Source organism: Rhodococcus sp. NS-SX18, assembly GCF_057367935.1.
On record NZ_CM170633.1, the window covers coordinates 107,211 to 130,460 of the forward strand.

Sequence of the window (23,250 nt, forward strand, 5' to 3'; positions counted from 1 at the left end):
ACCACGAAAGGGTCAGCATGCCTTCCAATCCCGTTTACGCGAATTCGAACGATCTTTCGAACAAGGCCGCGATCTTCACAGGCGCGGCCAACGGGATCGGCCGAGTTACCGTGGAGCTGTTCGTCGAACGTGGGGCCCGCGTCATCGCTGAGGACCGCAACGAAGACGTCGAGGCGCGTGCAGGCTCGTCGGCCCTCGCGCCGTTGGTAGCCGATGTCACCGATGACCGTTGCGCAGCGCCTGCAGGCCCCGACGCCGGAACGGCATGGGTCCGGCGGCATCACCATCTCGTCGCGGCGCCGCCAGGAACGCCACGGCCAGGGCGGCGGACACGGCGGCTGGCACGAGCGCCGTGGGAGCATATGCTGCAGCGGGACGATCAGCGCTGCCGCCGTCGCCGCTGCCGGAAGTGTGATCGCCGACAGGACGGCGGGTAGCGGCTGCGGCCGGGGGGCGAGCGATGTGCAGGCGCCGGTGCAGCACCAGGTCGGCGGTGGCGCACAGCTCGGTCAACTCGGCTCGTGCCTCGTCGACCTCGACGCTCGCCCGTTGCGCGCGCAGCGAGCGCAACCGCGTCGGCGCGATCTGTCCCGGCGCGTCGTCGGAGGGAGCGCAAAGCAGCGCAACCTCGACCAGGCGCTCACGCACCTCGGCCACCTCGTCGAGCGCGGTGAGGAGCTGCGCACGGTCGTGTGAGCGGTGGGTGCGCAGGTGCCCGAGCAGCCGGTGTCGATCGGTGTGCCCGGGCGCCGACCCAGCAGATCAGGTGGTAGAGCATCTCGCGGGTGCCGTCCCCGAGGTAACCGTGATGGTCTGCGGCGCCGAGATCGACCAGCATCGCCCGGGCGTCGTCGCGGACGCCCAGCCGTGCCCCGGTCCGCACCGGCGCATCGGCCAACGGATCCGGATGTCAGGTGCGCAACCGTCGGGATGCCCGCGACACCCCGTCGGCGAGGGAGCCGGAGCAGGGAGGTCCGACGAGCCGGCGCACCGCATCAGACCCGTCCCGGCGACCTCCACGACCAGTCCCTCGACGGTGCGCTCGGCCGCAAGCGGACGAGCGGTGCGAACGACCACCTCGCGGAGCGGGCGGTACACCGCGGGGTCGGGCAGCCGGGGGAACCTGTCGACCAGGCCGGCATCCGCGGTCATCCGGAACGGCGTCAGAAATGCGTCGAGCGCACGAGGTATCCGATGTCGGCACCTTAGAAGAGGGATCGCTGTGCCAGGTCAGCACGATACCGGGCGCCTCGGCGGTCGACTCCTCGCACACCAGCACCAGTCCGCCGCCAGGCACCTCCCGCAGGGACGCACACGCGCCGGGCGCGCCGACATGGGTCCGGCCGGCGTCCGACGGCGGAGTATCCGCCGCCGGACGCCGGACCGATCCGAAGGTGACGGGGCCGTGGCCGGGGTCCGTGAGGTGCCGGAACGCGAGCAGGCTCGGTGCCCGCTCGAGATGATCGGCACCTGGAGCGTTGGCTATGCGTGCCGGGAGGAACGGCCCCGTGCCGGCAACGGCGGGAACTGCGGGAACGGCGGGAGGAAGCCTGCTCGCTGCGACGTCCAGCGGCAGGAACATCACCTTCAGCACCCCGGCCAGAGCCTGGGACGGCATCGGTTCGGCATGCGTGGCAACAACATCGGTATACCGGCACGGCATCTGATTCTTCGCTATCGGCACGGTGGCGAGGTCGGCGCCTCCGGCGCACAGCGGTCCGCCCCGGCCCAGGGACGCAGCGCCCGGGCCGGGGCGGAGAGATCCGGGAGGGTCAGCCCGCGGCGGTGGCGTCCTCGAGTTCTGTCACGCGAGTCAACGCCTCGCGCAGTCCCCGGCGGAACCCGCGGGTGTGCTCGGCGCGGGCGAGTGTCTCCAGATCATTTTCCAGGTTCGCTCGAATTCTCCCGAGCGCGTGCCGTGCCGTGTTCACGGGAGGTGCAATTCTCTCGTCGATTTTCTGATGGTGGCAGGCAGTGCGGAATGGCGAGCCAATTCGTCGAGGACGTACAGTCGCGCGGTCCGAATTTCCCGGTGATATCCCGGAAGGGATTCGCCCCGGGGGTTCGCGAGGGCGATCTCGTTTCCGAGCTGCGCGTAGATCCTCTTGAGAACTGTTGTTGTGAAATCTATTTCGTTCGGATCGGTGGTCGTAGATCCGCGGTCAGCTCTTCCGCTTGCGGAGGAACTGGGTGGACTCGAGCGCCTTGGCTTGTTTTTCCGCGCGCCGCTCCTTCAGGGCGCGGGCGGACTGTTTGGAACTCTTGACGGCGGACTTGGCGGCCATTGTCAATCCTTTCCGAATCGACAATCGCAAACTGGCCCCGACCATACCCAACAAAAAATAAAGTCCAGTTCGCCGGAACGGCGCCCCGGCGTCGGTGCCCGCCCGCGGTGGCGGTGCCGCCGGAGACGCGCCGTTTTCGAGGCGGTGGGGTTTGGGCCGTAACACGCGCCACCGCCCGAGAAGTCCCCTCCGGGGTATTTGCCCGAAATCCGTTGGTGGTGTGACTCTTTCGAGGGTAATACACTGAGGTCGGGTCGGGATCTTCGAGGGTGAAGGAGAGTCCGATGTCTGCCGGATTCGATCTGGGCGTCGCATTCAGCGCGTTCCTCAAGTGGCTGAGCGTGACGTTCGGTCTCGGTGTCGGGTTGAGCTGAACACGCTCGGTCCCGTGGGGGCGTATCCGCGCCGGCGATACCTGCCGTGCCGGGTCGGCGGCCTCCGGCGTGTCCCGCAATGCCGTCGGGGGCGGTGTTGCGGGACACGCCGTGCCGTCCTGAACGGTCGACGGTGCGGGACGAGGAACTGCGGCGCGTGCACCGCGCCGCCGTACCGGAATTTGCTCGCCGCTCCGGAATTCACACGGTTGTTTCCCGGAGCGGATTCCGGAGCGGCGCGGCGATTCTCGTCCCGACGACTCCCGGGAGAGTCGTCTACTCGTCGACCTCCATGTGACGGATGGAGGGACCGCCCTTGTGGTCGGTCGATCGGCCGAGCTTGGAATCGAGCAGGCTGCGCAGGCGGTGGACGGCACCGTCGAACGCTTCCTTCACCGAGCCGGCGTTGTGGGTGACGACGATCGGTTGCTGACCGGCGATGCGTGCCTCGAGGAGGCACCGCTTGTCCGTGGTGCCGAACTTCCCGGCGTTCTCGTCGCTGAGATGGATCTCGAGCCGGGTGATCCGGTCGGCGAACCGCTCGACCGCGGACGCCAGCTCGCTCTCGAGGCGGTCGGCGATGTCGTCGTCGATCTGGATGTGGCTGTCCTTGTTGAGCTGGATCTGCATCGATCTGTCTCCTTCTCGGTCCGGCGATACGGCCGGGGGATTCCCGGGCTTCGCACCGCGCCCGCTTCGATTCCACCCGAGCGCGACGGCGGGCGGCAACCCGTCTAGTCGGCGTTCTCGGGTTCGCGGCGGGAGAGCGCGCTCGGCCACCACACCCGCTTGCCGATGTCGATGGTCAGGGCGGGAACGAGCAGCGACCGGACCAGCAGGGCGTCGAGCAGCACGCCGAACGCGACGATGAACGCGATCTGCGCGAGGAACAGCAGCGGGATCACCGCCAGCGCCGAGAACGTCGCGGCCAGGACGATGCCCGCCGAGGTGATCACGCCGCCGGTCACGGTCAGGGCCCGCAACGTGCCGCGCCGGGTGCCCACGCGGGCGCTCTCCTCCCGCACCCGGGTCATCAGGAAGATGTTGTAGTCGATGCCCAGTGCGACGAGGAAGACGAAGCCGAACAGCGGAACCACCGGGTCGGCGCCGGGGAAGCCGAGCAGGTGGTCGAAGACCAGCGAGGACACCCCGAGGGTGGCGGCGAAGGACACGACGACCGTCAGCATCAGCAGCACCGGCGCGACGATCGCGCGCAGCAGCAGCACGAGGATCAGCAGCACCACGGCGACGACGACGGGAATGATGACCGTGCGGTCGCGAGTGGCGGTGTTCTTGGTGTCCAGATCCACGGCCGAGTTGCCCCCGACGAGGGCTTCGGCGTTCGGGATCCCGGACACCGCGTCGCGGATGCGTTCGACGGTGTTCTCGGCGGCCAGCGAGTCGGCCGGATCCGAGAGGGTCGCCTGCAGGGCGACGCGGCCGTCGACGACGGTCGTCGCGCCGTCCGGCCCGGTCACCGGCACCACCTCGGTGACGCCCTCGACGCGGGCGGCGGCTGCGACGTCGCCGGCCGCGGACTCACGGGTGACGATCACCGCGGGCGATCCGGTGCCCGCATCGAAGTGCCGGCCGAGCACCTCCTGGCCGGTCACGGACTCGGTCTCGAGCAGGAAGATCTCGGACTGCGCGACGCCGCCGGCCTTGAACTGGGGCAGCAGCATCGCGAAGCCGACGAGCACGATGCTCGACACGACCCAGATCCGGCGCGGGTGGGCGCCGACCTTCCGGGCGAGGGCACTCCAGAACCGGTGCGCCGAGGCGAGGTCGTCGCGATCGGCATCGGGGTCGACGGTGGGCCGCTTGGGCCAGAACGCGGCGCGGCCGAGCAGCACGAGCGCGGACGGCAGGAAGGTCATGGAGGCGACGAACGAGGCGACGATGCCGATCGCGGCGACGGGACCGAGGCCGCGGTTGGAATTCAGGTCGGACAGCAACAGGCACAGCACGCCGGCGATGACGGTGCCCGCCGACGCCGCGATGGGCTCCAGCGTCGCCCGCCACGCGGTGCGCATCGCGGCGAACCGGTCCTGTTCGAGACGCAGTTCCTCGCGGTACCGGGACACCAGCAGCAGGGCGTAGTCGGTCGCGGCGCCGAAGACGAGGATGAACAGGATGCCCTGACTCTGTCCGTTGAGGGCGATGACGCCGGCGTCGGCCAGCAGGTACACCAGCAGGCTCGCCAGTGCGAGGGCGAACACCGCGGAGAGGATCACCACGAACGGCAGCAGCGGGCTGCGGTAGACGACGACGAGGATCAGCAGGACCACGCCACCGGCGACCAGCAGCAGCAGACCGTCGATGCCTTCGAACGCCGTCGTCAGGTCGGCGATCTGCCCGGCGGGACCGGTGACGTAGACCGTCAGTCCCTCGGGTGGGTTCGCAAGTTGCGTGCGCAACTCGTCGACGGCCTCGCCCACCTCTCCGGTGCTGTCGACGGGCACGATCAGCCGTGCGGCCTGACCGTCCTGCGACGGAACCGGCGGTGGGCCGACGGCCGCTCCCGCGAGGTAGGCGAGATCGTCGGGGGTGATGCCGGACGGACGTTCGGCCACGACGATCGCGGGCACGAACCGGGTGTCGGTGAAGTCCGCATAGAGTTCGCCCGCCCGCGTGGATTCCGCGGACGCCGGGAGGAAGGAGCTGTTGTCGTTCTGCTGGACGTCGCTGAGCTTGCCGGCGAAAGGCCCACCGGCGCCCGCGATCGCGAGCCACGCGATGAGCAGCACCGCGGGCAGCAACCAGCGGATGCGGCGAGGTGAACGAGCCGGCGCGGTGACGGTGTTCAATCTTCCTCCAGGAGAATGCGACTACGCCGAGCCCATTTTACTCAGCGAGCTGAACAATAGTGAAAAGGTATCTCATGACCGACGATCTCGAGAGCTGGCCTACCGGCCGGCTGCTGTCCACGGCCGCCCGGCTGGTGGAACAGGCCTGGGAATCGACTCTGCGCGCTCACGGTCTCACCCACGCCGGGCTGGTGGCCCTGCATACGATCGCCGACGGACCCCGCTCCCAGCGGGAGATCGCCCGGGCATGCCGGGTGACCGACCAGACGATGAGCCGGACCGTCGAGCACCTCGAGCGGTCCGGCCTCGTCACGCGCACCGTCGATCCCGCCGACGAGCGGCGCATGCGTGTGCAGATCACCGAGTCGGGGAACGAGCTGTACCGGGCGATGATCGAACTCGAACGCACCGATGCGCAACCGACCGCGGTGGTATCCGACCCCGGCACCCTGCGCTCCCTTCTGATCGAACTGGTCCGATCGGCACAGCGTTGACCTGCCGCACCGCGGCTGTGTCGACCTGCCGCACCGCGGCGGACAGGTTCGTCCGGCGGGTCAGCCCAGCGGCAACTGCGCGAAGATCTGCGTCGGCTGCGTCGACCCACCCGGCGGTTCGACGCTGAAGGCCAGCGCGGTCGAATGCCCGACACCCTCGAGGACGGCCGTGGTGGACGGCGCCACCGCCTCGGCGTCCATGATGCCCGCGGATTCCGGGCCCTCGGGGGTGATCAGCCACATCTGGTAGACACTGCCCTCGGCAGGCGGGGCCACGTTGTTCATCACCAGAACACCGGCGTCGGCTTCCTTCGAGTACACCACCGTGGCAACTCCGCCGCCTTCGATCTCACCCGACGTGGTGCGCACGTCCTCCGCCGCGAACACCTGCTCCGAAGTGGTCGCGGGCTCCTCCTGCAGCTGGGTCACAACGGCGAATCCACCCACGGCGACCAGGATCGCGGCCGCCGCGGTGAGCAGGAAGTTACGTCGCCGGTTGCGCCGCTCGTCCAGCGAGACCGGTGCGGCGGGCGGACCGGACTCGGCCGCGACCGCGTCGAGCAGGCGCTCACGCAGACGTGCCGGCGGCTCGGAGGCCGTCGACGCGGACACCGTCGCCATCGTCTCCCGCACCGCCGCCGTCTCCCGGTCGAACGCCGTCACCACTTCGGGATCGGCTCCGGCGAGCCGGGACTCGATGTCGCGGCGCTCGGCATCGGATACCGCATCGAGCGCATACACGACCGCGAGGTCGATCAGTTCGCGGTCGGAATCGCCGAAACCGGGCCGGGCCTCACTCCTCATCGCCCTGCACCCCCAGACACTTGCGTAGACGGAGCAGTCCGTCGCGGATTCTCGATTTCACAGTCGGTAGCGTGACCGAAAGTTGTTCGGACACTTCGCGGTACGTCAGACCGCCGTAGTAGGCCAGTTCGACGGACCGCCGCTGCAGATCGGTCAGCGTGCCCAGACAGTGGGTGACCTGCTGCTGATCCTCGCGCCGGGCCGCCTCCTCGCTGACGACGTCGAACGCCGAGTCCACGTTGCTCGCGCCGTAGCGGGCCTCGCGGTCGGCCCCGGACTGTTCGGACCGCACCCGGTCGACGGCGCGGCGGTGCGCCAGGGTGATCAGCCAGGACAGCGCGGAACCCTGCGCGGCGTCGAACCCGGAGGCCGACCGCCAGACCTGCAGGTAGACCTCCTGCGCGGTCTCCTCGCTGTAGCCGGGATCGCGCAGGACCCGCAGGATCATGCCGTACACCCGGGCGCGGGTCAGGTCGTAGAACTCGGCGAATGCAGCCGCATCCTGCGCCGCTACGCGCGCGAGCAGCGCGTCGAGTGTGTCGGTACGTCCGCCGACGCCGGTCATCGGCTCTGTCCGCTCATCGAGCGAAAGCCTAGTCGGGCGATTCGGGCGGCTCAAGCCATCCGCCGGCGGACCGTCCCGGCGGCCGGGGCCGGGGGGCGGGGCGAGGGTCGAATCGAGCACCGCGATCACCTCCGGGGCATCCGGAGGGCTGCAGTGCACGGGACGTCAGACATGGTCGCCTCCGGTGGGCCGGCCGGCCGGGGCCAGGGATTCCCGCAGGAACTCGGCGGTGACCGCATGCCACCAGCCCGGCTTGGTGAGCAGGAAGTGACCGCCGCCCGCCAGCGGCCGGAACTGGGCGTCGACGCCGCGCCCGCGGGCCCGGGCCGTCTGCACCACGCTCACGCGCGGATCGCACCACGTGTCGGCGGTGCCGTGCACGACCAGGAGCCGGCGCTCGGGCGGGATCAGCGCGCCGTCGTCCTCGGGCCACCACGGTGCCAGCGCGACGACAGCCCCGACACCCGGTTGTGCCGCGAGGTGGGCCGCCACCCGTCCGCCCATGGAGTGACCCACGAGCCCGATCCGGACGTCGCCGCGCCGCCGGTGCACCTCGTCGAGGGCGCGCAGGGCATCGTGGACGGGACTCATCCGGTCCCCGTTCCAGCCGCGGTAGGTGTAGCGCACCTGGCCGACGGTGATGTCGTACATGCTCAGCCGGGAACGCAGGGACTCGGTCAGCAATGTCATCCGCAGCGCGGACAGGTGCCACGGCCGGGCGGCGGACGTGCTGACCGGCTTGCCGCCCGGGAGAACCAGCACGTGAGCGCGGGGCCGGTTCGATGCGATCTCCATGCCCGGTGTTCGGAGCGTGGCCCGAATCGGATGGGTCGAAAAAAACTCTCGACATCCACCCATCCGCCTTCCCGACCGTGCCGAATGGCAGATGACACACCTGACCGACGTGGTCGCACGGATCACGACACCGAAGGGAAGAGGGCCATGGTTATCAACACGCGAAAGAGCTTGGCGGCAGTCGGAATCGGCGCGATGGCGATGATGGGTGTCGCGGCGTGCTCGTCCGACGACTCCGGTTCGTCGACGGAGACGACGGCCACGTCGGCGATGGAGAACGCCACGTCGGCGATGTCTCCGACCACCTCCGAGGACGCCATGGCGGCGGGCCTCGTCGGCCCGGGCTGTGACGCCTACGCGGCCGCGGTACCGACCGGGCCGGGCTCGATCGAGGGTATGGCGCAGGAGCCGGTGGCCGTCGCCGCGTCGAACAACCCGGAGCTCACGACCCTGACCGCAGCGGTGTCGGGTCAGCTCAACCCCGAGGTGAACCTGGTCGACACGCTCAACGGTGGCGAGTTCACCGTGTTCGCGCCGGTCGACGACGCCTTCGCCAAGATCGATCCGGCCACCATCGAGAGCCTGAAGACCGACACGGCCACCCTTACGAGCATCCTCACCTACCACGTGGTGCCGGGTCAGATCGCGCCGTCGGACATCGAAGGCACCCAGACCACCGTCCAGGGCGGTACCGTCGAGGTGACCGGTGAAGGCGAGGAATGGAAGGTCAACGACGCCAACGTCATCTGTGGCGGTGTGAAGACGGCCAACGCGACCGTCTACCTCATCGACACCGTCCTGATGCCGCCGGCGCCGCAGCAGTGACCCGGTAGCACCCGAGGAGTGACGTGAGACGAACGATCCGAGGCCTCGCGGCGGCTGCTCTGGCCGCCGCGGGCGCCGCCCTCATGGCGGCACCGGCGCAGGCAGCTCCGCTCACCCCGGTGGCGGAGCTGGACGTGAACCGGTACATGGGCACCTGGTATCAACTGGCCGCCAATCCCGCGCCCTTCAATCTCGACTGCGTGCTCGACACCACCGCGAACTACACGCTGATCGACGAGCGCAACGTGCGGGTGGAGAACTCGTGCACCACCGTCACCGGTGAGCGGCGGGGAATCGTCGGCAACGCGCGGGTCAACGACACCGCCTCGTTGCACGTGAGCTTCCCCAGCGTGCCGACCCAGGATTCCCTGGACGGGCCGAGCAACTACATCGTCGCCTACCTCGCGGACGACTACTCGTGGGCGCTCGTGGGGGATCCGACCCGGGTTTCCGGGTTCGTCCTGTCCCGGTCACCGGTGGTCGACGCCGCCGCGTGGCAGCAGATCCGGTCGGTGGTCGAGCAGCAGGGCTACAACAGCTGCCTCATGCTCACCTCGCCCACCACGGAGGGCCTGCAGGAGATCAAGCCGCTCTGCACCGTGTGAACGATGCTCTGCGCGTAGCGGTCTCGCTTCGGCCCCGCCCGCCCGGCCGAATGTCACATTGCGTCGGTTCGATCGACCGCATGTGACATTCGGTCGCGTGCGGGCGGCGCCGGAGCCCGGATGCGTTTCCCCCGGGCACGCCCCGGCTCTGTTAGGTTCGATTCGCGACGTGGACGAGCCTTCCGATCGTCGGACCCCGCTCGTCGCGACACGAGGAGCTGGTGAAGATGATCCGCGATGCATGGCGGGGTTTGCGCAAGCCCGTATTCGTTCCCGCCTCGCTCGTGATCCTGGGGATGATCGTATTCGCGGTCGTCTACGCGGGATCGGCAGAAGGGGCGGTCGACGCGCTCAACCGTGCCATCACCGACGGCGTCGGCTGGTGGTACATCCTGATCGCCACCGGATTCGTGATCTTCGCCCTGTACTGCGGCCTCAGCCGCGTCGGCAACATCAAACTCGGCCGCGACGACGAACAACCCGAATTCGGCCTGCTGTCCTGGTTTGCGATGCTCTTCAGCGCCGGCATGGGCATCGGTCTGGTGTTCTACGGTGTCGCCGAACCACTCTCGCACTACGTCGACCCTCCGCAGGCGGGCCGCATCCCCGGTTCGACGGATGCCGCCGCCAATCAGGCCATGGAACTGACCATGTTCCACTGGGGTCTGCACGCGTGGGCGATCTACGTCGTCGTCGGTCTCGGCCTGGCCTACATGACGTACCGCAAGGGCCGGCCGCTGTCGGTGCGCTGGCTGCTCGAACCGCTCCTCGGACGTGCCCGCGTCGAGGGTCCGATCGGGCACGCGATCGACGTGATCGCGATCGTCGGCACCCTGTTCGGCGTCGCCACCTCGCTCGGCTTCGGCGTCCAGCAGATCTCGGCGGGCCTCGACTACCTGGGCTGGATCGAGACGAACAACTGGCTCACCGTCGCACTGATCGTCGGGGTGACGGGCCTGGCGACCTTCTCGGTGGTCTCCGGCGTCTCGCGCGGTCTGAAATGGCTGTCCAACATCAACATGGTGCTGGCGGCCTCGCTTGCGGTGTTCGTCCTGCTGCTGGGGCCGACGCTGTTCCTGCTGCAGTCGTGGGTGCAGAACCTCGGCGGCTACGCGCAGGCCCTGCCGGAACTGATGCTGCGCACCTCACCGTTCGCCGAGGACGGCTGGTCGGGCGCGTGGACGATCTTCTACTGGGGCTGGTGGATGAGCTGGGCGCCGTTCGTCGGCATGTTCATCGCCCGTATCTCCCGCGGCCGCACGATCCGCGAGTTCGTCTTCGGTGTTCTGCTCGCCCCCACGTTCGTTGCGTCGCTGTGGTTCACGATCTTCGGCGACGCCGGAATCCTGCGGCAGCGCAACGAGGGCAACATGCTCGCCGCGGACGGCACCGTGGACACCGACACCTCGCTGTTCGTCCTCCTCGACGGCCTTCCGCTGGCCGTGCTGACGAGCCTGCTCGCGATCTTCGTGGTCGTGTTCTTCTTCGTGACGTCCTCGGACTCGGGTTCGCTCGTGATCGACATCCTCTCCACGGGTGGCAACCTCGAGACCCCGCGCATCACGCGTGTCTACTGGGCGGTGCTCGAGGGGATCGCGGCGGCGGTGCTGCTGCTCATCGGCGGAAGCGGCTCGTTGACCGCGCTGCAGACCGCATCCATCGCGACGGCGGTGCCGTTCTCGATCGTCATGGTGCTCGCCTGCGTGTCGATGCTCAAGGCGTTCCGCTACGAGGTGGCGACCGCGCCCCGGTACCTGCAGGTGGCGGTGGGCGCGGCGGCACCCGCCGCGGCCGGCCACGGCGCCCCGCACCGGCGGGGCATCTCCGCGACGCTCGCCGGACTCGACACCAACGGGAACGGCGCCGCAGCGCCGGACACCCGCGCACCGCTCGTCGTCGCCGTCCACGAGTTGCCGGCCAGTTCGGTCAGCGTCGACGCCGACACCGGACGGGTCGAGATCGACCACGGTGCCCGCCCGCAGGACCCGCTCGGTGGCGAGGTGTTCGACACCCCGGAGTTCGCCGAGTCCGCCGAGGGCGTGGCGCAACGGGAAGCCGACGAGCGACGCGCGGCCACGCGCGGCTGACGCTCGCCGCAACCTCCCGCCCGGACCCCCCGCCGCGGCGGCGACCCGATGTCACATTGCGTCGATCGAATCGACCGAATGTGACATCGGGTCCCCGGCAGACGGGGTGCGTGCCGGATCGCGGGCGGCGCGGTGCGCGGCGCCGGCGATGTTCTCGAGCATGCCCTTGAAGATGATGCCGTGGAACGGCACGAGCGCGTACCAGTAGACCCGTCCCGCAAGCCCCTTCGGGAAGAAGATCGCCCGCTGGTGCAGCCGGGCCCGGCCCGGATCGAGCGGTTCGATACGCCACTCGAGCCAGGCCCCGCCCGGCGCCCGCATCTCGGCCCGCAGCCGCAGCAGGGTGGGTCGCTCGAGGCGCTCGACGCGCCAGAAGTCCAGCGCGTCCCCGGTGTGCAGGGTGCGCGGATTGCGGCGTCCCCGGGACAGACCGACGCCGCCGGCGAAGCGGTCGAGCCATCCGCGGATCGTCCAGGCGAGGGGGAAGGAGTACCAGCCGTTCTCGCCGCCGATGCTCTCGACGACCTCCCACACCGTGCCGGCGTCGGTGTCGCAGTCGATGCAGCGTTCGTCGACGAAGACCACCTCGCCGGCCCAGTGCGGATCGGACGGCAGCGGTTCGGCCGGTGCGCCGACGGGTGACGCACTCGCCCAGGTGGTTTCGACGTCGCCGCGTTCGATCTTGCGTAGCGCCAGCCGGACCGCCTCGCGATAGCCGGTCAGTCCGCCGGGCGGCGGCGGGATCACGTCGTCGATGTCGTGTTCGGAGACCACCGCGTCGTTGCTCAGCGATTCGATCAGCGCCCGGCCCAGCGACGGTGGGATCGGGGTGACCAGCCCGATCCACAACCCGGCGAGCTTCGGGGTGAGCACGGGCAGCACCAGGATGCGCCGCCGGCGCAGACCCGCGACCTCGGCGTACACCTGCATCATCTCGCCGTAGCGCAGCACGTCCGGGCCGCCGATGTCGTAGGTGCGGCTGCGGGGGAGCGGAGCGGTGGCCGCGCCCACCAGGTAGTGCAGTACGTCGCGCACCGCGATGGGCTGGATCTTGTTGTTCACCCACTTCGGGGTGGTCATCAAGGGCAGGCGGTTGCTCAGGTGCCGGATCATCTCGAACGACGCGGAGCCCGAACCGATCACCACCCCGGCCTGCAGCACCAGGGTGGGCACCCCGGATTCGACGAGGATCCGGCCGACCTGCTCCCGGGACCGCAGATGGGTGGAGAGGTCGGCCGTGTCCGGATGCAGCCCACCGAGATACACGATGCGCCGCACCCCGGCCGCGCGGGCAGCGGCGGCGACGTTCTCGGCTTCCGCGCGCTCGGTGTCGATGAACTCCCCGCGCCCACCCATCGAATGCACCAGGTAGTACAGGACGTCGACGTCCCGGCAGGCGACGGCTAGGGACTGCGGATCGGTCAGGTCACCGCGCACGATCTCGACGTCGCCGGCCCACGGCACGTCCCGCAGCTTGTCCGGGGTGCGGGCCAGGACCCGCACCCGGTGGCCCGCGTCGACAAGCAGCGGCGCGAGCCGGCCCCCGATGTAGCCGGTGGCCCCGGTGACGAGGATGCGCAACACAGGGGTGTTCATTCGTTCTCCACGATGTGTCCGAGCTGGTGTCGCAGGCAGGCTTCGAGCTTCGGCCGGCGGAACCGATGTCCGTGATCGACCAGGCACTGCGGAACCACGAACTGATCGGCGGTGGCGACCTCCCGCGCGCCCTCGTCGCCGAGCAGCAGCCGGGGCCCGAACCCCGGCACCGGCAACAGCGCCGGCCGGTGCAGTACCCGCGCGAGCGTGCGGGTGTATTCGTCGTTGCGAACCGGTTCGGGCGCAACGGCATTGATCGGACCCTTCACCCTCGGATCGGCAAGGGCCCGGTGGTAGACGTCGAGCAGGTCGTCGAGGTCGATCCACGACAGCCACTGCCGGCCGCTGCCGAGCCGGCCACCGAGGCCGGCCTCGAACAACGGGCGCAGGAGTTGCAGCGGTCCGCCGCGCGGGGTCTGCACGATCCCGGTCCGCACCAGCACCACCCGCAGTCCGCCGGAGGCGGCAGGGGCGGTGGCGGCCTCCCAGTCGGCGACTACGTCGGCGAGGAACCCGGACCCCCGTTGCGCGTCCTCGGCGAGCGGTTCGTCGCCGCGGTCGTAGCCGTAGAGCCCGATCGCCGACGCGGACACGAACGTCGCCGGTCCGTTGGGGGTGCGTGCCGCGAGTTCGGCCAGCAGCCGCGTGGGCCGGATCCGGCTGTCCCGGACGGCGGCCTTGTGGGCGGCGTTGAAGCGCCCGGCGATCGAGGCGCCGGCGAGGTGGACGACGGCGTCGATGCCCTCGAGCAGGTCGGGCGCGGGCGAGTCCGGATCCCAGCGACGTTCGTCGTCGCCGCGCGGTTCGCCGCGTACGAGCCGCACGACCCGGTAGCCGCCGGTGCTCAGGTAGGCGCTCAGCGCGGTGCCCACGAGACCGGACGCTCCGGTGACGGCGACCGTGGCGGGGCGTACTCCCTGCTCGAGGAACCACTGATGGGCGGCGAGGTCGTCGGCGAGCTGGCGGTGCCGGTAGTAGAAGGTCTGCTTCAGCAGCGACTCCGGGACGGGCGTGTCGACCCGGTCGACGACCCGGGTGCGACGGGAGCCGAGTGCCTCGAAGGTGTGCTCGTGCCGCCAGGACATCACCAGTCCGGCGGGCAGTGAGGTGAGCCCGTCGCGGCCGACGCTGTCGACGAACCGCGCCGGCGGGTCGTAGGCGTCGGCCTGGTGTTCGGCGACCCAGCGCAGTCCGCCGGGCAGGCCGAGCACGGCCCGGCCCGACTTCAGGGACTCGGCCTCGGAGATCACCCGCAGCGGCTGCCACGGGGGGAGCAGACGCATGATCGCGCCCGGTCGGCTGTGCCAGTCGAAGACGTCGTCGCGCGGCGCGTCGACGACGCTCGAATACGTGATGCCCATCGTGCCTTCCTCCGCCTGGTCCGGGTTCGCGGAAGCGGGCGCCGGGAGCGACCCCGGCGCCGCCGCGGAATCAGCTGGGGATCATGTTGATCAGGATGGTGTAGGCGTTCACCAGAGGAGTGTGGATTGCCATGAATGCTGCCTCGACGAGTTCTCGCACGGTGGTGTTCCTCTCGGTTGTCCGTCCGGGACGGGCGTTCCGTCCCCTCGGTATTCGGAGTAGCGCGCGACCCGGATGGGTCAGCCTTTTCCGGCGATCCGCCCGTACCGGTCGAGCGCTACCTGTCTCTCGTGGGCGTGGTCGACGATCGGCTCCGGGTACCCGTCCGGCGGACCGTCCGGGAGCCGGTGCACGCGTTTGCCGTTCACACCTCGCAGCTCGGGTACCCAGCGGCGCACGTATTCACCCGTCGGATCGAACTTCTCCCCCTGCGTGATCGGGTTGAACACCCGGAAGTAGGGCGCGGCGTCGGTTCCGCTGCCGGCGGTCCACTGCCACCCGTGCTGATTCGAGGCCAGGTCGCCGTCGACGAGCCGGTCCATGAAGTGCCGGGCACCCCACCACCACGGCAGATGCAGGTCCTTGGCGAGGAAGGACGCGACGATCATGCGGAGCCGGTTGTGCATCCAGCCCTCGGCGAGCAGCTGCCGCATGCCCGCGTCGACGATGGGGAAGCCGGTCCGGCCCTGCTGCCATGCGGCGAAGTTGCGTTCGGCGTCGGGTCCGCTGTCGTAGGCGATGTCGTCGAAGCGGCGGTTGTAGTTGCGGCGGGCCGTGTCGGGCCGGTGGTGCAGCACGTCCGCGTAGAAGTCGCGCCAGGCCAGTTCGCTGCGCAGGCGGTTCGCGCCCGCGCTGCGATCGGAGCGCACGTCGTGCAGGAGGGTGCGCGGATGGATGCACCCGAATTTCAGGTACGGCGAGAGGCGGCTGGTGCGATCGAGGTCGGGCCGGTCCCGGTCGGTGTCGTAGTGCGGCAGGTCGTCGTCGCGGAACTCGTGCCAGCGGTGCAGCGCGGCAGCTTCCCCGGCGGGTGGCAGCGTGGTGCCGTCGAGATCGTCGTCGGCGGGGATCGCTACGCGCGCGTCGAGATCGCCGGGGTCGATCCACTCGACGGTGCCGGCGTCGGTGGCGGCGGGTGCGCGCCAGCCGTGTTCGTGCCACGCCCGCTGGAAGGGGGTGAACACCTTGTAGGGGGTGTCGTCGGCCTTGCGGATGCGTCCGGGCGCGACGGCGTAGGGCGAGCCGGTGCGCAACAGCGGGACGTCGCCGAGCGCCCGCTCGACGGCCTCGTCGCGGCGGGTGCCGTAGGGCCCGTGGTCGGCACTGACGTGCACCGCGTCGGCGTCGAGCTCCCGGGCCAGCGCCGGAACGACCGTGGCGGGGTCGCTGTGGGTGACGAGCAGACGTCCGCCGAGATCCTCGTCGAGGGCGCGCAGGCACCGCATCAGGAAGGTGCGGCGCGGGGACCCGGAGGGACGCAGCAGCGATTCGTCGAGCACGAACAGTGCGAGAGCACGGTCGGTGGAGTCGGCGACGGACAGCAGGGTGGGCAGGTCCCGCAGCCGCAGGTCGCGGCGGAACCAGACGATACCGGGGCGGCTCACCCGTCCAGTGTGCGGGAGAACGGGCCCGGGCGGGCGGGTAGCTGTCGGCCCGGTGAGAGACTGGCCCCATGTCCGACGTGTTCGAGGTGCCCATCCGCGACGAGTCCATCCGGCTCGGTCAATTCCTCAAGCTGGCGAGCCTGATCGAGTCCGGTGCCGAGGCGAAGGAAGTGATCGCCGAGGGACTCGTCAGCGTCAACGGGGAGGTCGAGGTGCGGCGTGGGCGGCAGCTGCACGTCGGGGACGTCGTGGAGATCGGGGCCGCGGCCGCGCGCGTGACGTCGGGGGCGTGAACCTCAGGTGACCGCCCACAGCGCCGCGACCGCGACGAGCAGGGTGAGCGGCGTCGTGACCGCGCCGAGCCGGGTGTAGGTGGACAGGTCCGGGCGGGCTTCGGAGCCGTCGAGCAGCCGTCGCCACAGCATCGTGGCCAGGGAGCCGACGTAGGTGAGATTGGGGCCGAGGTTCACCCCGAGCAGCATCGCGAGGATCAGAGCAGGCGGGGCCGAGGGGCCGAGCGCGGCCAGGAACATCAGTGTCGCCGGGATGTTGTTGACGAGGTTGGCGATCAGGGCGGCAGCGGCCGCCACCCCGAGCAGCGCGACGAACGTCGGTTCGGTGGGCAGCGCGGCCGCCAGTGCCTCGCCGGCCGCCCCGGCCGAGACACCGGCAACGACGACGGCCAGGGCGAGGACGAACACGCAGAACCACAGGTCGGCGGCGGCGAGGATGCGCCGGGGTGTGGTTCGTCGCCGGCGCAGTGCCGGGACGCCGAGAGCGACTGCGCCCGCTGCCGCGGCCCACACCGGTTCGATTCCCAGCGGGCCCGTGGCCGCGAACCCGGCGAGCGTGGCGGCGACGACCCCCAGGGCGTAGCGCGGGGCGTGGACGGGGACGGCCGGTGCCGCACCGGGCGACGTCGGCGACGGTGCGAGGTCGCGTGCGAAGAACCACCGGAACAACAGGGCCTCGACGAGCACGACCGCCAGCCACGGCAGCGCCATGAGCGCCGTGAAGTGCAGGAAGGTCAGCCCGGTCGCGGCGAAGGCCAGCAGGTTCGTCAGATTGGACACCGGCATCAGCAGCGACGCCGAGTTCGCCAGGTGGGCGGTGGCATACACGTGCGGTCGCGGTGACATCCGCAGTGTGGTCGCCGCGCGCAGGACGATCGGCGTGAGCAGGACGACGGTGGCGTCGAGGCTGAGCACGGCAGTGACGACGGCGCAGGTGACGAACACGGCGGTCAGCAGCCGCCGGGGGTCGCTGCCGGCACCGCGGACGAGGACCGACGCGACCCAGGTGAAGACGCCGAGCGCGTCGGCGAGATGACCGAGCACGAGGATCACGGCGAGGAACGCGACCGTCGGGAACAGCGTGTGCAGTTGCCGTCCGGCGAGTTCCGGCGTGACGATGCCGAGCGCGACGACCGCGAGGGCCGCCGGCAGGGCGACGAACACCTCCGGCAGTCCCCACGGACGCACGACGGCGAAGCCGAGCACGAGGGCGAGCAGCGCCGACGCCACGAAGGTCGCCGCCGCCACGGAAGTCACCGGGCCGATGCTGCCACGCGGCGCCGGCCGAACGGCCCCCCGGTCATCGGCCCGGCGGCGACGTCCCGGTCCGCGAAATCCTCGACCCTCAGGGCTCAGGGCTCAGGGCTCAGGGCACAGGGCACAGGGCACAGGACTCAAGGGACGTGCATCAGCTGCCGGGCAAGGCTGAACAGACGGCGGGCGAGCCGCATCACGGGGATGCCCAGCGGAATGAGGATGATCGTCACGCACAGCAGGCCGCCGACGAGCCACACGACGGCCGCGACGATTCCCAGCACCGTGCCGAGCACGGCCGTCACCAGTCCCAGCACCACATCCAGCAGGCCCCGAAGCGCGTTCATGACGACCTCCTGGTCACCAGTGTGCGCTTGCCCGGGCCGGTGCGCTCGCAGTTCGGGTCGCCCCCTCGGGCCGGATCAGCCGGTCTCGTCCGCGTCGGTCTCCTCGCGCCGGTCCAGGATCCCGGCGGTGACGCCGTAGGGCAGGAAGCGCACCGATCGGCGCGGGTCGGTGTTGTTCTTGTGCGCGCGCAGCGCCTCGAGTTCGGTGGGGAAGACCTGCTCGACGCGGGCGGTCCCGTCGTCGTCGAGTGTGTAGATCACCCACACGCCGTCGCCGGTCTCGCCGGCGGTGGGCGGTGCCGGGCGGGTGCGGGGTGCGCCCGCGAGGTCGGGGAAGATGCTCGCCCACGGGATTCCGGCGTCCGGTTGCTCGACGAACCGGCCGATCTTGGCGGCCAGGTCGCGCAACCCCTCTCCGGCGTCGCGGAAGACACGGTCGAGGTCCTCCGGGTCGAATCCGAACGGGTTGTTCTCGCCCATGAGGGCCTCCTGAGGTCGCGGGCCGCGCGTGCGGCCGTGATTCCTCCAGTGTGGGCACTGCCGCCGAACCGCGCCACATTCCGGCGTCACGCGAGGTCAGGAGGCGTGCGCCGTGCGGACGTTCTGCGCCCAGTCGTGTACCCAGTCGGGCAGGTCGGGTAGATCGGTGAGCGCGGGGAACGTCTGCGCGACGGTGTCCGGCGGGACGGAGCGGCCGTCGCGATCGAGCACGCGGAGTCCGATCACGGCCCGGGCACTGCTCGTCCCGTCCACCGTCACGTGCTGTTCGGCGTACAGGTTCCTGGCATCCGTACCGAGAAGGCGGGTCGCCACGTCGAACTGCTGCCGATGCCGCAGCGACCGGTGGTAGGTCGCCGTCTGGACGACGACGACCGTCTGCCACCGGTGCCGGCGCAGCACCTGCCAGAGTCCGGTGCGGACGAACAGCTCGAACCGGCCGAGGTCGAGGAGGGTGAGGTACCGGCCGTTGTTCATGTGCATCGCCGCGTCGAGGTCGGCGACGGCCACGCGGAACGGGGTGTGCACCGTCTCGTGCGGCCGGACCGGATCCGCCTTGCGGGCACGAAGGAAGGTCCGCGCGGTACGCAGCGCCATGAGCATGCCGGCCCCCGGTCAGTCCTCGGCGCGGACGACGATGCCGTCGTGGTCGCTGTAGAGCATCTCGCCCGGGTTGAACGTGACGCCGCCGAACTCGACCGGCACGTTCTTCTCGCCGGACCCGGTCTGAGTGCTCTTGCGCGGGTTGGTGCCGAGCGCCTTGATGCCGATCCCCAGGGTGCGCAGGATGGCCGAGTCCCGGACGGCGCCGTTGACGACGACCCCGGCCCAGCCGTTGTCGACGCCGCGGCCGGCGATGATGTCGCCGACGAGGGCGGTGTGCACGCTGGCGTCGCCGTCGACGACGAGGACGCCGCCGTTGCCCGGCTCGCTCAGGGTCTGCTTGACGAGCAGGTTGTCCTGGAAGCAGCGGATGGTGGTGATCCGGCCGGCGAAGACCTCGTGACCGCCGAACTGGATGAACTGCGTGTCGCAGCTCCGGATGTCGGGGCCGATCTCGTCGGCGAGGTCCGCGGTGGCCGGAACGTCGTTGGTGGAGGGTTCGCTCATGTCGCCGAGAGTAGTGGGGCGACGCCGTCCGTACGGCGCTGGGATGATACCGGCAGATCATCTGACTGTTTGAGTTTCATACCGGTAGATTCTTGTATCCTAAGAGCCATCGGGGCTGGGATGGATTACGCACACAGGACGGTCAAATGCCACTCGACGGAAGCTCTGCGGTCGTTCGCGTGCCCAAGGCAGGTGAGCTGATCGCCGCGAGCCTGCGCCGCCAGATCATCACCGGGGAACTGCACGCCGGCGAGCCGTTGCCGAACGAGGCCGCGCTGATGGAACGGTTCGGCGTCTCCCGTCCTACGTTGCGGGAGGCGTTCCGCATCCTGGAGTCGGAAGGCATCATCACCGTCCTGCGCGGCGCCCACGGCGGTGCCCGCGTGCAGGCACCGGACGGGTCGACCGCCGCCCGCTACACCGGACTGCTGCTGCAGTACCGGGGAGTCCCGCTGGCCGACGTCTACCGCGCGCGCACCGAACTCGAGGTGGACGGCGTCGGTCTGCTCGCGGCCGCCCCGGCCGAGCGGATCGACACGCTCGCCGACCTGGTCGAGCGGGGCGAGGACCTCCTCGGCGACCCCGCGGCCTTCGCCAAGTACGACACCGAGGTGCACCGGGCGGTGATGGAGCTGGCCGGCAACCAGACGATGGCGGCCCTCGCGGGGATGCTGCTCGACATCATGGACGCCCACAACGCGCTGTATCTCTCCACCCGCGCCGATGCGGCGGAACGTCCCGGAGCGTCGGCGGCGTTGCGCGCCAACCGCAAGCTCGTCACGTTGCTGCGCGAGGGTGATTCCGAAGCGGCACAAGCATTCTGGCGCAGGCACCTCGACAGCGTCGAGCGGTACATGACGGGCGATTCGGCGACCACGCTCGTCGAGGTCCTGTCCTAGCCGCGCCGCCGAACGGGGGGAACTCGTGGCGAGCGGGCGGTTGTCGCGCCGACGTGCGAGTGAGATCGACGGAAACCACCCGTTCGGCGGCGGAACCGCCCGCTCGGCTCGGTCTGCGCCGGATCAGCGCCCGAAACGTCGCTCGTACTCGTCGCGTTCGCGGTCGGCCCGCACCCGAGCCTTCTCGCCGAGCAGGTTCGGGTCGAGTCCGTGCTGCTCCAAGCGGTGCCGCCGCCAGATCTGCATCAGGGCGATCGCGAAGTACACCAGGGGGATGAACAGCAGCGCCATCATCGCCAACGGCACCCACACCGGCCCGGGGATGAGCAGGAACAGCGCGAGGAACGGCACGATCGGCAGGGTGAACCGCACGAGGTACCGCACCGTCGCCCCGGGCCCGACGAGGTCGTTGCGCACCCAGTCCTGAAGCGAGTCGGGGAGCGTGCGGCCAAACAGGTATCCGACGTACTGGGTGAAACTCGGTCGCGCACTACTCCTCATACCACCGAGGATAGGCCGCTCATCCGTACAGCCCGCTGAGCCGGTCGGAGAAGTTGTCGATGACGATCTTGCGACGCAGCTTCATGCTCGGCGTGAGGTCCCCGGCCTCCACCGACAGCTCGCGGTCGATGATGGTGAACTTCTTGACCTGCTCCCACCGGTTGAGCTGCTCGTTGAGCTGGTCGATGTAGCCGCCGATGAGGTCGCGGGTCTTCTCGTCGTGCGCGATCTCCTCGAACGACTTGCCGCCCAGTCCGTTCTTCTCGGCCCACTCGTGGATCGCCTCGGGCTCGAGGCCCACCAGGGCCACGCAGTACGGTTGGCCTTCGCCGTGGACGATGATCTCGCTCGCATAGGGGCACATGCCCTTGAAGGTCGCGGCGATGGCGGACGGCGCGACGTACTTGCCCTGCGAGGTCTTGAACATGTCCTTCTTGCGGTCGGTGATCCGCAGGAACCCGTCGGAGTCGATCTCGCCGATGTCGCCGGTGTGGAACCAGCCGTCGTCCTCGAACGCCTCGGCGTCCGCGTCGGGACGATCGTGGTAACCGCTCATCACCCCGGGACCCTTGACGAGGATCTCACCGTCCTCGGCGATCTTGACCTCGGTTTCCGGGAAGGGCCAGCCGACCGTGCCGAAGCGGTACGCGAGCGGCCGGTTGAGGAACGACGCCGCGGAGGTCTCCGACAGCCCGTAGCCCTCGAGGACGATGATGCCGACGGCATCGAACCACTGTGCGACGTCGCGGTCCAGCGGAGCGGACCCGGAGACGAAGAACCGCAGCCGGCCGCCGAACCGCTCCCGGATCTTGGTGAAGACGAGCTTGTCGGCGAGCTTGTACTGCAACCGGTCCAGCGGCGACGGGTCGCGGTCCTCCTGCTTTGCCTTGGAGACCCGCGTTCCGACGCCGACGGCCCAGTCGAAAATCTTCTTCTTGGAGCCGCCCTCCTCCTCCATCATCGCCTCGATGCGTGCGTGGGCCTTCTCGAAGACGCGCGGGGCCGCGCCCATGAAGGTCGGCCGCACCACGGCGAGGTTCTCCACGATCTTCTCGACTCGGCCGTCGATGGCGGTGGGCATGCCCACCTGTAGTGGCAGGCTCAGCAGCACCTTGCCGAACACGTGCGACAGGGGCAACCACAGGTACTGCAGATCGTCCGGACCGAGGATGCCGAGGGCGTCGACGGCGGCAGCGGTGTACGTCCACGCCGAGTGCGGTAGCCGTACGCCCTTCGGCTTGCCGGTGGTGCCGGACGTGTAGATGAGGGTGGCGAGGTGATCCGGCCGGATCGCCCGGACCCGATCCTCGACGACGTTCGGCGACTCCGCGATCAGTTGCCGGCCCCGCTCCTCGAGTTCCGCCAGGGTGATCACCCAACCCCCGTCCCCGGGGCCGTCGATCACGACCACCTGCTGCACGTCCGGCAGCTGGGCGCGCTGCTCGACAAGCTTGTCGACCTGGGCCTGGTCCTCGGCGACGACCACGCGGCTGCCCGAGTTGGACACGATGAACGCCACGTCGGGAGCCTTGGTGGTGGGGTAGACCGTCGTGGTGGCGGCGCCCGCGCACATCACCGCGAGGTCGATGACCACCCACTCGTACCGGGTCGACGACGCCAGTGCGATCCGGTCCTCGGGCTCGACACCGAGCGCGATCAACCCGGCGGCGAGCAGACGGACTCGGTCGCCGACCTGCTGCCAGGTCACGCTCTCCCACCCGTCGTCCTTCGGGAACCGGAATGCCTCCGTGCCCGGACTGGCCGCGATCCGGTCGAGGAAGAGCTGGGCCACCGACGGTGCCCGCTTCTCGATCTTCGAGTGGTCGACCGGCTCGTCGGAGATTCGCAGCGCTGTCATACCCCGAGTTTAGAAAGACCGCTCGAACCGTGGGGAGGGTTTGGCCTGTTCGTTCCGGCTTCCGGTCCATGCTCACCGCGCCTGCCGGTGCTGCCGGGCGTGGGCGAGAGCCACGGCCGTCCGCAGCACCCGCGGTGCGCGCCGGGCGGTGCGGAGGACGGCCCGGTCGAGCACGGACAGATCGAGGTATAGGTGTGCGATCGGGGGCGGGTCCGTGATCGCGGCGGTGAGTCGCACCCACTGCGCGACGAACCTCACGGCTGTCTCGGCGGGGTCGTCGTTGCCTG

The 23,250-nt window shown here is 69.9% G+C and carries 24 protein-coding genes; 7 read left to right on the forward strand and 17 right to left on the reverse strand.

The features are described 5' to 3' along the window. Positions 1 to 222: 222 nt before the first annotated feature. The gene (locus tag AC2IPW_RS00470; RefSeq protein WP_486376013.1) at positions 223 to 696 is read left to right on the forward strand and encodes a hypothetical protein; all 474 of its coding nucleotides are present in this window, start codon (positions 223 to 225) and stop codon (positions 694 to 696) included. A gap of 1,076 nt (positions 697 to 1,772) precedes the next feature. Here the strand turns inward: AC2IPW_RS00470 and AC2IPW_RS00475 are convergent. From AC2IPW_RS00475 to AC2IPW_RS00490, 4 genes are all read right to left on the reverse strand, one after another. Then, complete coding sequence (locus tag AC2IPW_RS00475) at positions 1,773 to 1,931, reverse strand: hypothetical protein (protein ID WP_486376014.1); 159 nt, start codon at positions 1,929 to 1,931, stop codon at positions 1,773 to 1,775. Between the two features lie 231 nt (positions 1,932 to 2,162). Then, the gene (locus AC2IPW_RS00480; protein WP_486376015.1) at positions 2,163 to 2,285 is read right to left on the reverse strand and encodes a hypothetical protein; all 123 of its coding nucleotides are present in this window, start codon (positions 2,283 to 2,285) and stop codon (positions 2,163 to 2,165) included. Positions 2,286 to 2,935: 650 nt separating this feature from the next. Beyond that, a complete protein-coding gene (locus tag AC2IPW_RS00485) occupies positions 2,936 to 3,289 on the reverse strand; it encodes an HPF/RaiA family ribosome-associated protein (protein ID WP_486376016.1) in 354 nt (117 codons plus the stop codon). 104 nt (positions 3,290 to 3,393) lie between these two features. Further along, positions 3,394 to 5,466 carry an MMPL family transporter gene (locus AC2IPW_RS00490; RefSeq protein ID WP_486376017.1) on the reverse strand — a complete coding sequence of 691 codons (2,073 nt, stop codon included), beginning with the start codon at positions 5,464 to 5,466 and terminating at the stop codon, positions 3,394 to 3,396. Positions 5,467 to 5,540: 74 nt separating this feature from the next. Between AC2IPW_RS00490 and AC2IPW_RS00495 the strand changes: the two genes are divergently transcribed. Further along, a complete protein-coding gene (locus AC2IPW_RS00495) occupies positions 5,541 to 5,960 on the forward strand; it encodes a MarR family winged helix-turn-helix transcriptional regulator (protein WP_003936580.1) in 420 nt (139 codons plus the stop codon). Between the two features lie 60 nt (positions 5,961 to 6,020). Here AC2IPW_RS00495 and AC2IPW_RS00500 read toward each other — a convergent pair whose 3' ends face one another. The 3 genes from AC2IPW_RS00500 to AC2IPW_RS00510 form a co-directional block, all read right to left on the reverse strand. Beyond that, positions 6,021 to 6,764 carry an anti-sigma factor gene (locus AC2IPW_RS00500; protein ID WP_486376018.1) on the reverse strand — a complete coding sequence of 248 codons (744 nt, stop codon included), beginning with the start codon at positions 6,762 to 6,764 and terminating at the stop codon, positions 6,021 to 6,023. Then, the gene (locus AC2IPW_RS00505; RefSeq protein WP_003936578.1) at positions 6,754 to 7,329 is read right to left on the reverse strand and encodes a sigma-70 family RNA polymerase sigma factor; all 576 of its coding nucleotides are present in this window, start codon (positions 7,327 to 7,329) and stop codon (positions 6,754 to 6,756) included. Before AC2IPW_RS00505 ends, AC2IPW_RS00500 begins: the two co-directional genes overlap by 11 nt. Before the next feature lie 165 nt (positions 7,330 to 7,494). Further along, positions 7,495 to 8,124 (reverse strand): alpha/beta hydrolase family protein, encoded by a 630-nt coding sequence (locus AC2IPW_RS00510; protein WP_486376019.1) that lies wholly within the window; start codon positions 8,122 to 8,124, stop codon positions 7,495 to 7,497. Positions 8,125 to 8,271: 147 nt separating this feature from the next. On the opposite strand from AC2IPW_RS00510, the gene AC2IPW_RS00515 reads away from it, so the two are divergent. From AC2IPW_RS00515 to AC2IPW_RS00525, 3 genes are all read left to right on the forward strand, one after another. Next, positions 8,272 to 8,949 (forward strand): fasciclin domain-containing protein, encoded by a 678-nt coding sequence (locus tag AC2IPW_RS00515; protein WP_289380088.1) that lies wholly within the window; start codon positions 8,272 to 8,274, stop codon positions 8,947 to 8,949. A 23-nt stretch (positions 8,950 to 8,972) separates the two neighbouring features. After that, a complete protein-coding gene (locus tag AC2IPW_RS00520; protein ID WP_003936574.1) occupies positions 8,973 to 9,554 on the forward strand; it encodes a lipocalin family protein in 582 nt (193 codons plus the stop codon). A gap of 227 nt (positions 9,555 to 9,781) precedes the next feature. Further along, the gene (locus AC2IPW_RS00525) at positions 9,782 to 11,641 is read left to right on the forward strand and encodes a BCCT family transporter (protein ID WP_450120511.1); all 1,860 of its coding nucleotides are present in this window, start codon (positions 9,782 to 9,784) and stop codon (positions 11,639 to 11,641) included. Between the two features lie 51 nt (positions 11,642 to 11,692). Here the strand turns inward: AC2IPW_RS00525 and AC2IPW_RS00530 are convergent, their stop codons facing one another. The 3 genes from AC2IPW_RS00530 to AC2IPW_RS00540 all read right to left on the reverse strand — a co-directional run bounded on the left by AC2IPW_RS00530 (position 11,693) and on the right by AC2IPW_RS00540 (position 16,203). Then, the gene (locus AC2IPW_RS00530) at positions 11,693 to 13,237 is read right to left on the reverse strand and encodes an SDR family oxidoreductase (protein WP_486376020.1); all 1,545 of its coding nucleotides are present in this window, start codon (positions 13,235 to 13,237) and stop codon (positions 11,693 to 11,695) included. Beyond that, the gene (locus AC2IPW_RS00535; RefSeq protein ID WP_486376021.1) at positions 13,234 to 14,598 is read right to left on the reverse strand and encodes a TIGR01777 family oxidoreductase; all 1,365 of its coding nucleotides are present in this window, start codon (positions 14,596 to 14,598) and stop codon (positions 13,234 to 13,236) included. Before AC2IPW_RS00535 ends, AC2IPW_RS00530 begins: the two co-directional genes overlap by 4 nt. A gap of 240 nt (positions 14,599 to 14,838) precedes the next feature. Continuing rightward, positions 14,839 to 16,203 (reverse strand): cryptochrome/photolyase family protein, encoded by a 1,365-nt coding sequence (locus AC2IPW_RS00540; protein ID WP_486376022.1) that lies wholly within the window; start codon positions 16,201 to 16,203, stop codon positions 14,839 to 14,841. A 68-nt stretch (positions 16,204 to 16,271) separates the two neighbouring features. Between AC2IPW_RS00540 and AC2IPW_RS00545 the strand changes: the two genes are divergently transcribed. Next, positions 16,272 to 16,496: an RNA-binding S4 domain-containing protein gene (locus AC2IPW_RS00545; protein ID WP_054370894.1), complete on the forward strand. Its 225-nt coding sequence runs from the start codon at positions 16,272 to 16,274 to the stop codon at positions 16,494 to 16,496. Positions 16,497 to 16,499: 3 nt separating this feature from the next. Here the strand turns inward: AC2IPW_RS00545 and AC2IPW_RS00550 are convergent, their stop codons facing one another. The 5 genes from AC2IPW_RS00550 to rraA all read right to left on the reverse strand — a co-directional run bounded on the left by AC2IPW_RS00550 (position 16,500) and on the right by rraA (position 19,705). Continuing rightward, positions 16,500 to 17,753: an SLC13 family permease gene (locus AC2IPW_RS00550; protein WP_450120514.1), complete on the reverse strand. Its 1,254-nt coding sequence runs from the start codon at positions 17,751 to 17,753 to the stop codon at positions 16,500 to 16,502. A 137-nt stretch (positions 17,754 to 17,890) separates the two neighbouring features. Further along, on the reverse strand, positions 17,891 to 18,097 hold the full coding sequence (locus tag AC2IPW_RS00555; RefSeq protein ID WP_486376023.1) for a hypothetical protein: 207 nt from the start codon (positions 18,095 to 18,097) through the stop codon (positions 17,891 to 17,893). 75 nt (positions 18,098 to 18,172) lie between these two features. Beyond that, a complete protein-coding gene (locus AC2IPW_RS00560; protein WP_371384532.1) occupies positions 18,173 to 18,577 on the reverse strand; it encodes a hypothetical protein in 405 nt (134 codons plus the stop codon). Positions 18,578 to 18,673: 96 nt separating this feature from the next. Next, on the reverse strand, positions 18,674 to 19,192 hold the full coding sequence (locus AC2IPW_RS00565; RefSeq protein WP_486376024.1) for an acyl-CoA thioesterase: 519 nt from the start codon (positions 19,190 to 19,192) through the stop codon (positions 18,674 to 18,676). Between the two features lie 18 nt (positions 19,193 to 19,210). Continuing rightward, the gene (gene rraA, locus AC2IPW_RS00570) at positions 19,211 to 19,705 is read right to left on the reverse strand and encodes a ribonuclease E activity regulator RraA (protein ID WP_371384534.1); all 495 of its coding nucleotides are present in this window, start codon (positions 19,703 to 19,705) and stop codon (positions 19,211 to 19,213) included. A 146-nt stretch (positions 19,706 to 19,851) separates the two neighbouring features. On the opposite strand from rraA, the gene AC2IPW_RS00575 reads away from it, so the two are divergent. Then, entirely contained in the window at positions 19,852 to 20,604 is a 753-nt protein-coding gene (locus AC2IPW_RS00575) for a FadR/GntR family transcriptional regulator (RefSeq protein ID WP_054370897.1), read from the forward strand. Between the two features lie 123 nt (positions 20,605 to 20,727). Here AC2IPW_RS00575 and AC2IPW_RS00580 read toward each other — a convergent pair whose 3' ends face one another. Continuing rightward, entirely contained in the window at positions 20,728 to 21,105 is a 378-nt protein-coding gene (locus tag AC2IPW_RS00580) for a DUF5313 family protein (RefSeq protein ID WP_003936562.1), read from the reverse strand. Between the two features lie 19 nt (positions 21,106 to 21,124). After that, positions 21,125 to 22,963, reverse strand: a complete 1,839-nt coding sequence (locus AC2IPW_RS00585; RefSeq protein WP_486376025.1) for an AMP-dependent synthetase/ligase — start codon at positions 22,961 to 22,963, stop codon at positions 21,125 to 21,127. Positions 22,964 to 23,250: the final 287 nt, after the last annotated feature.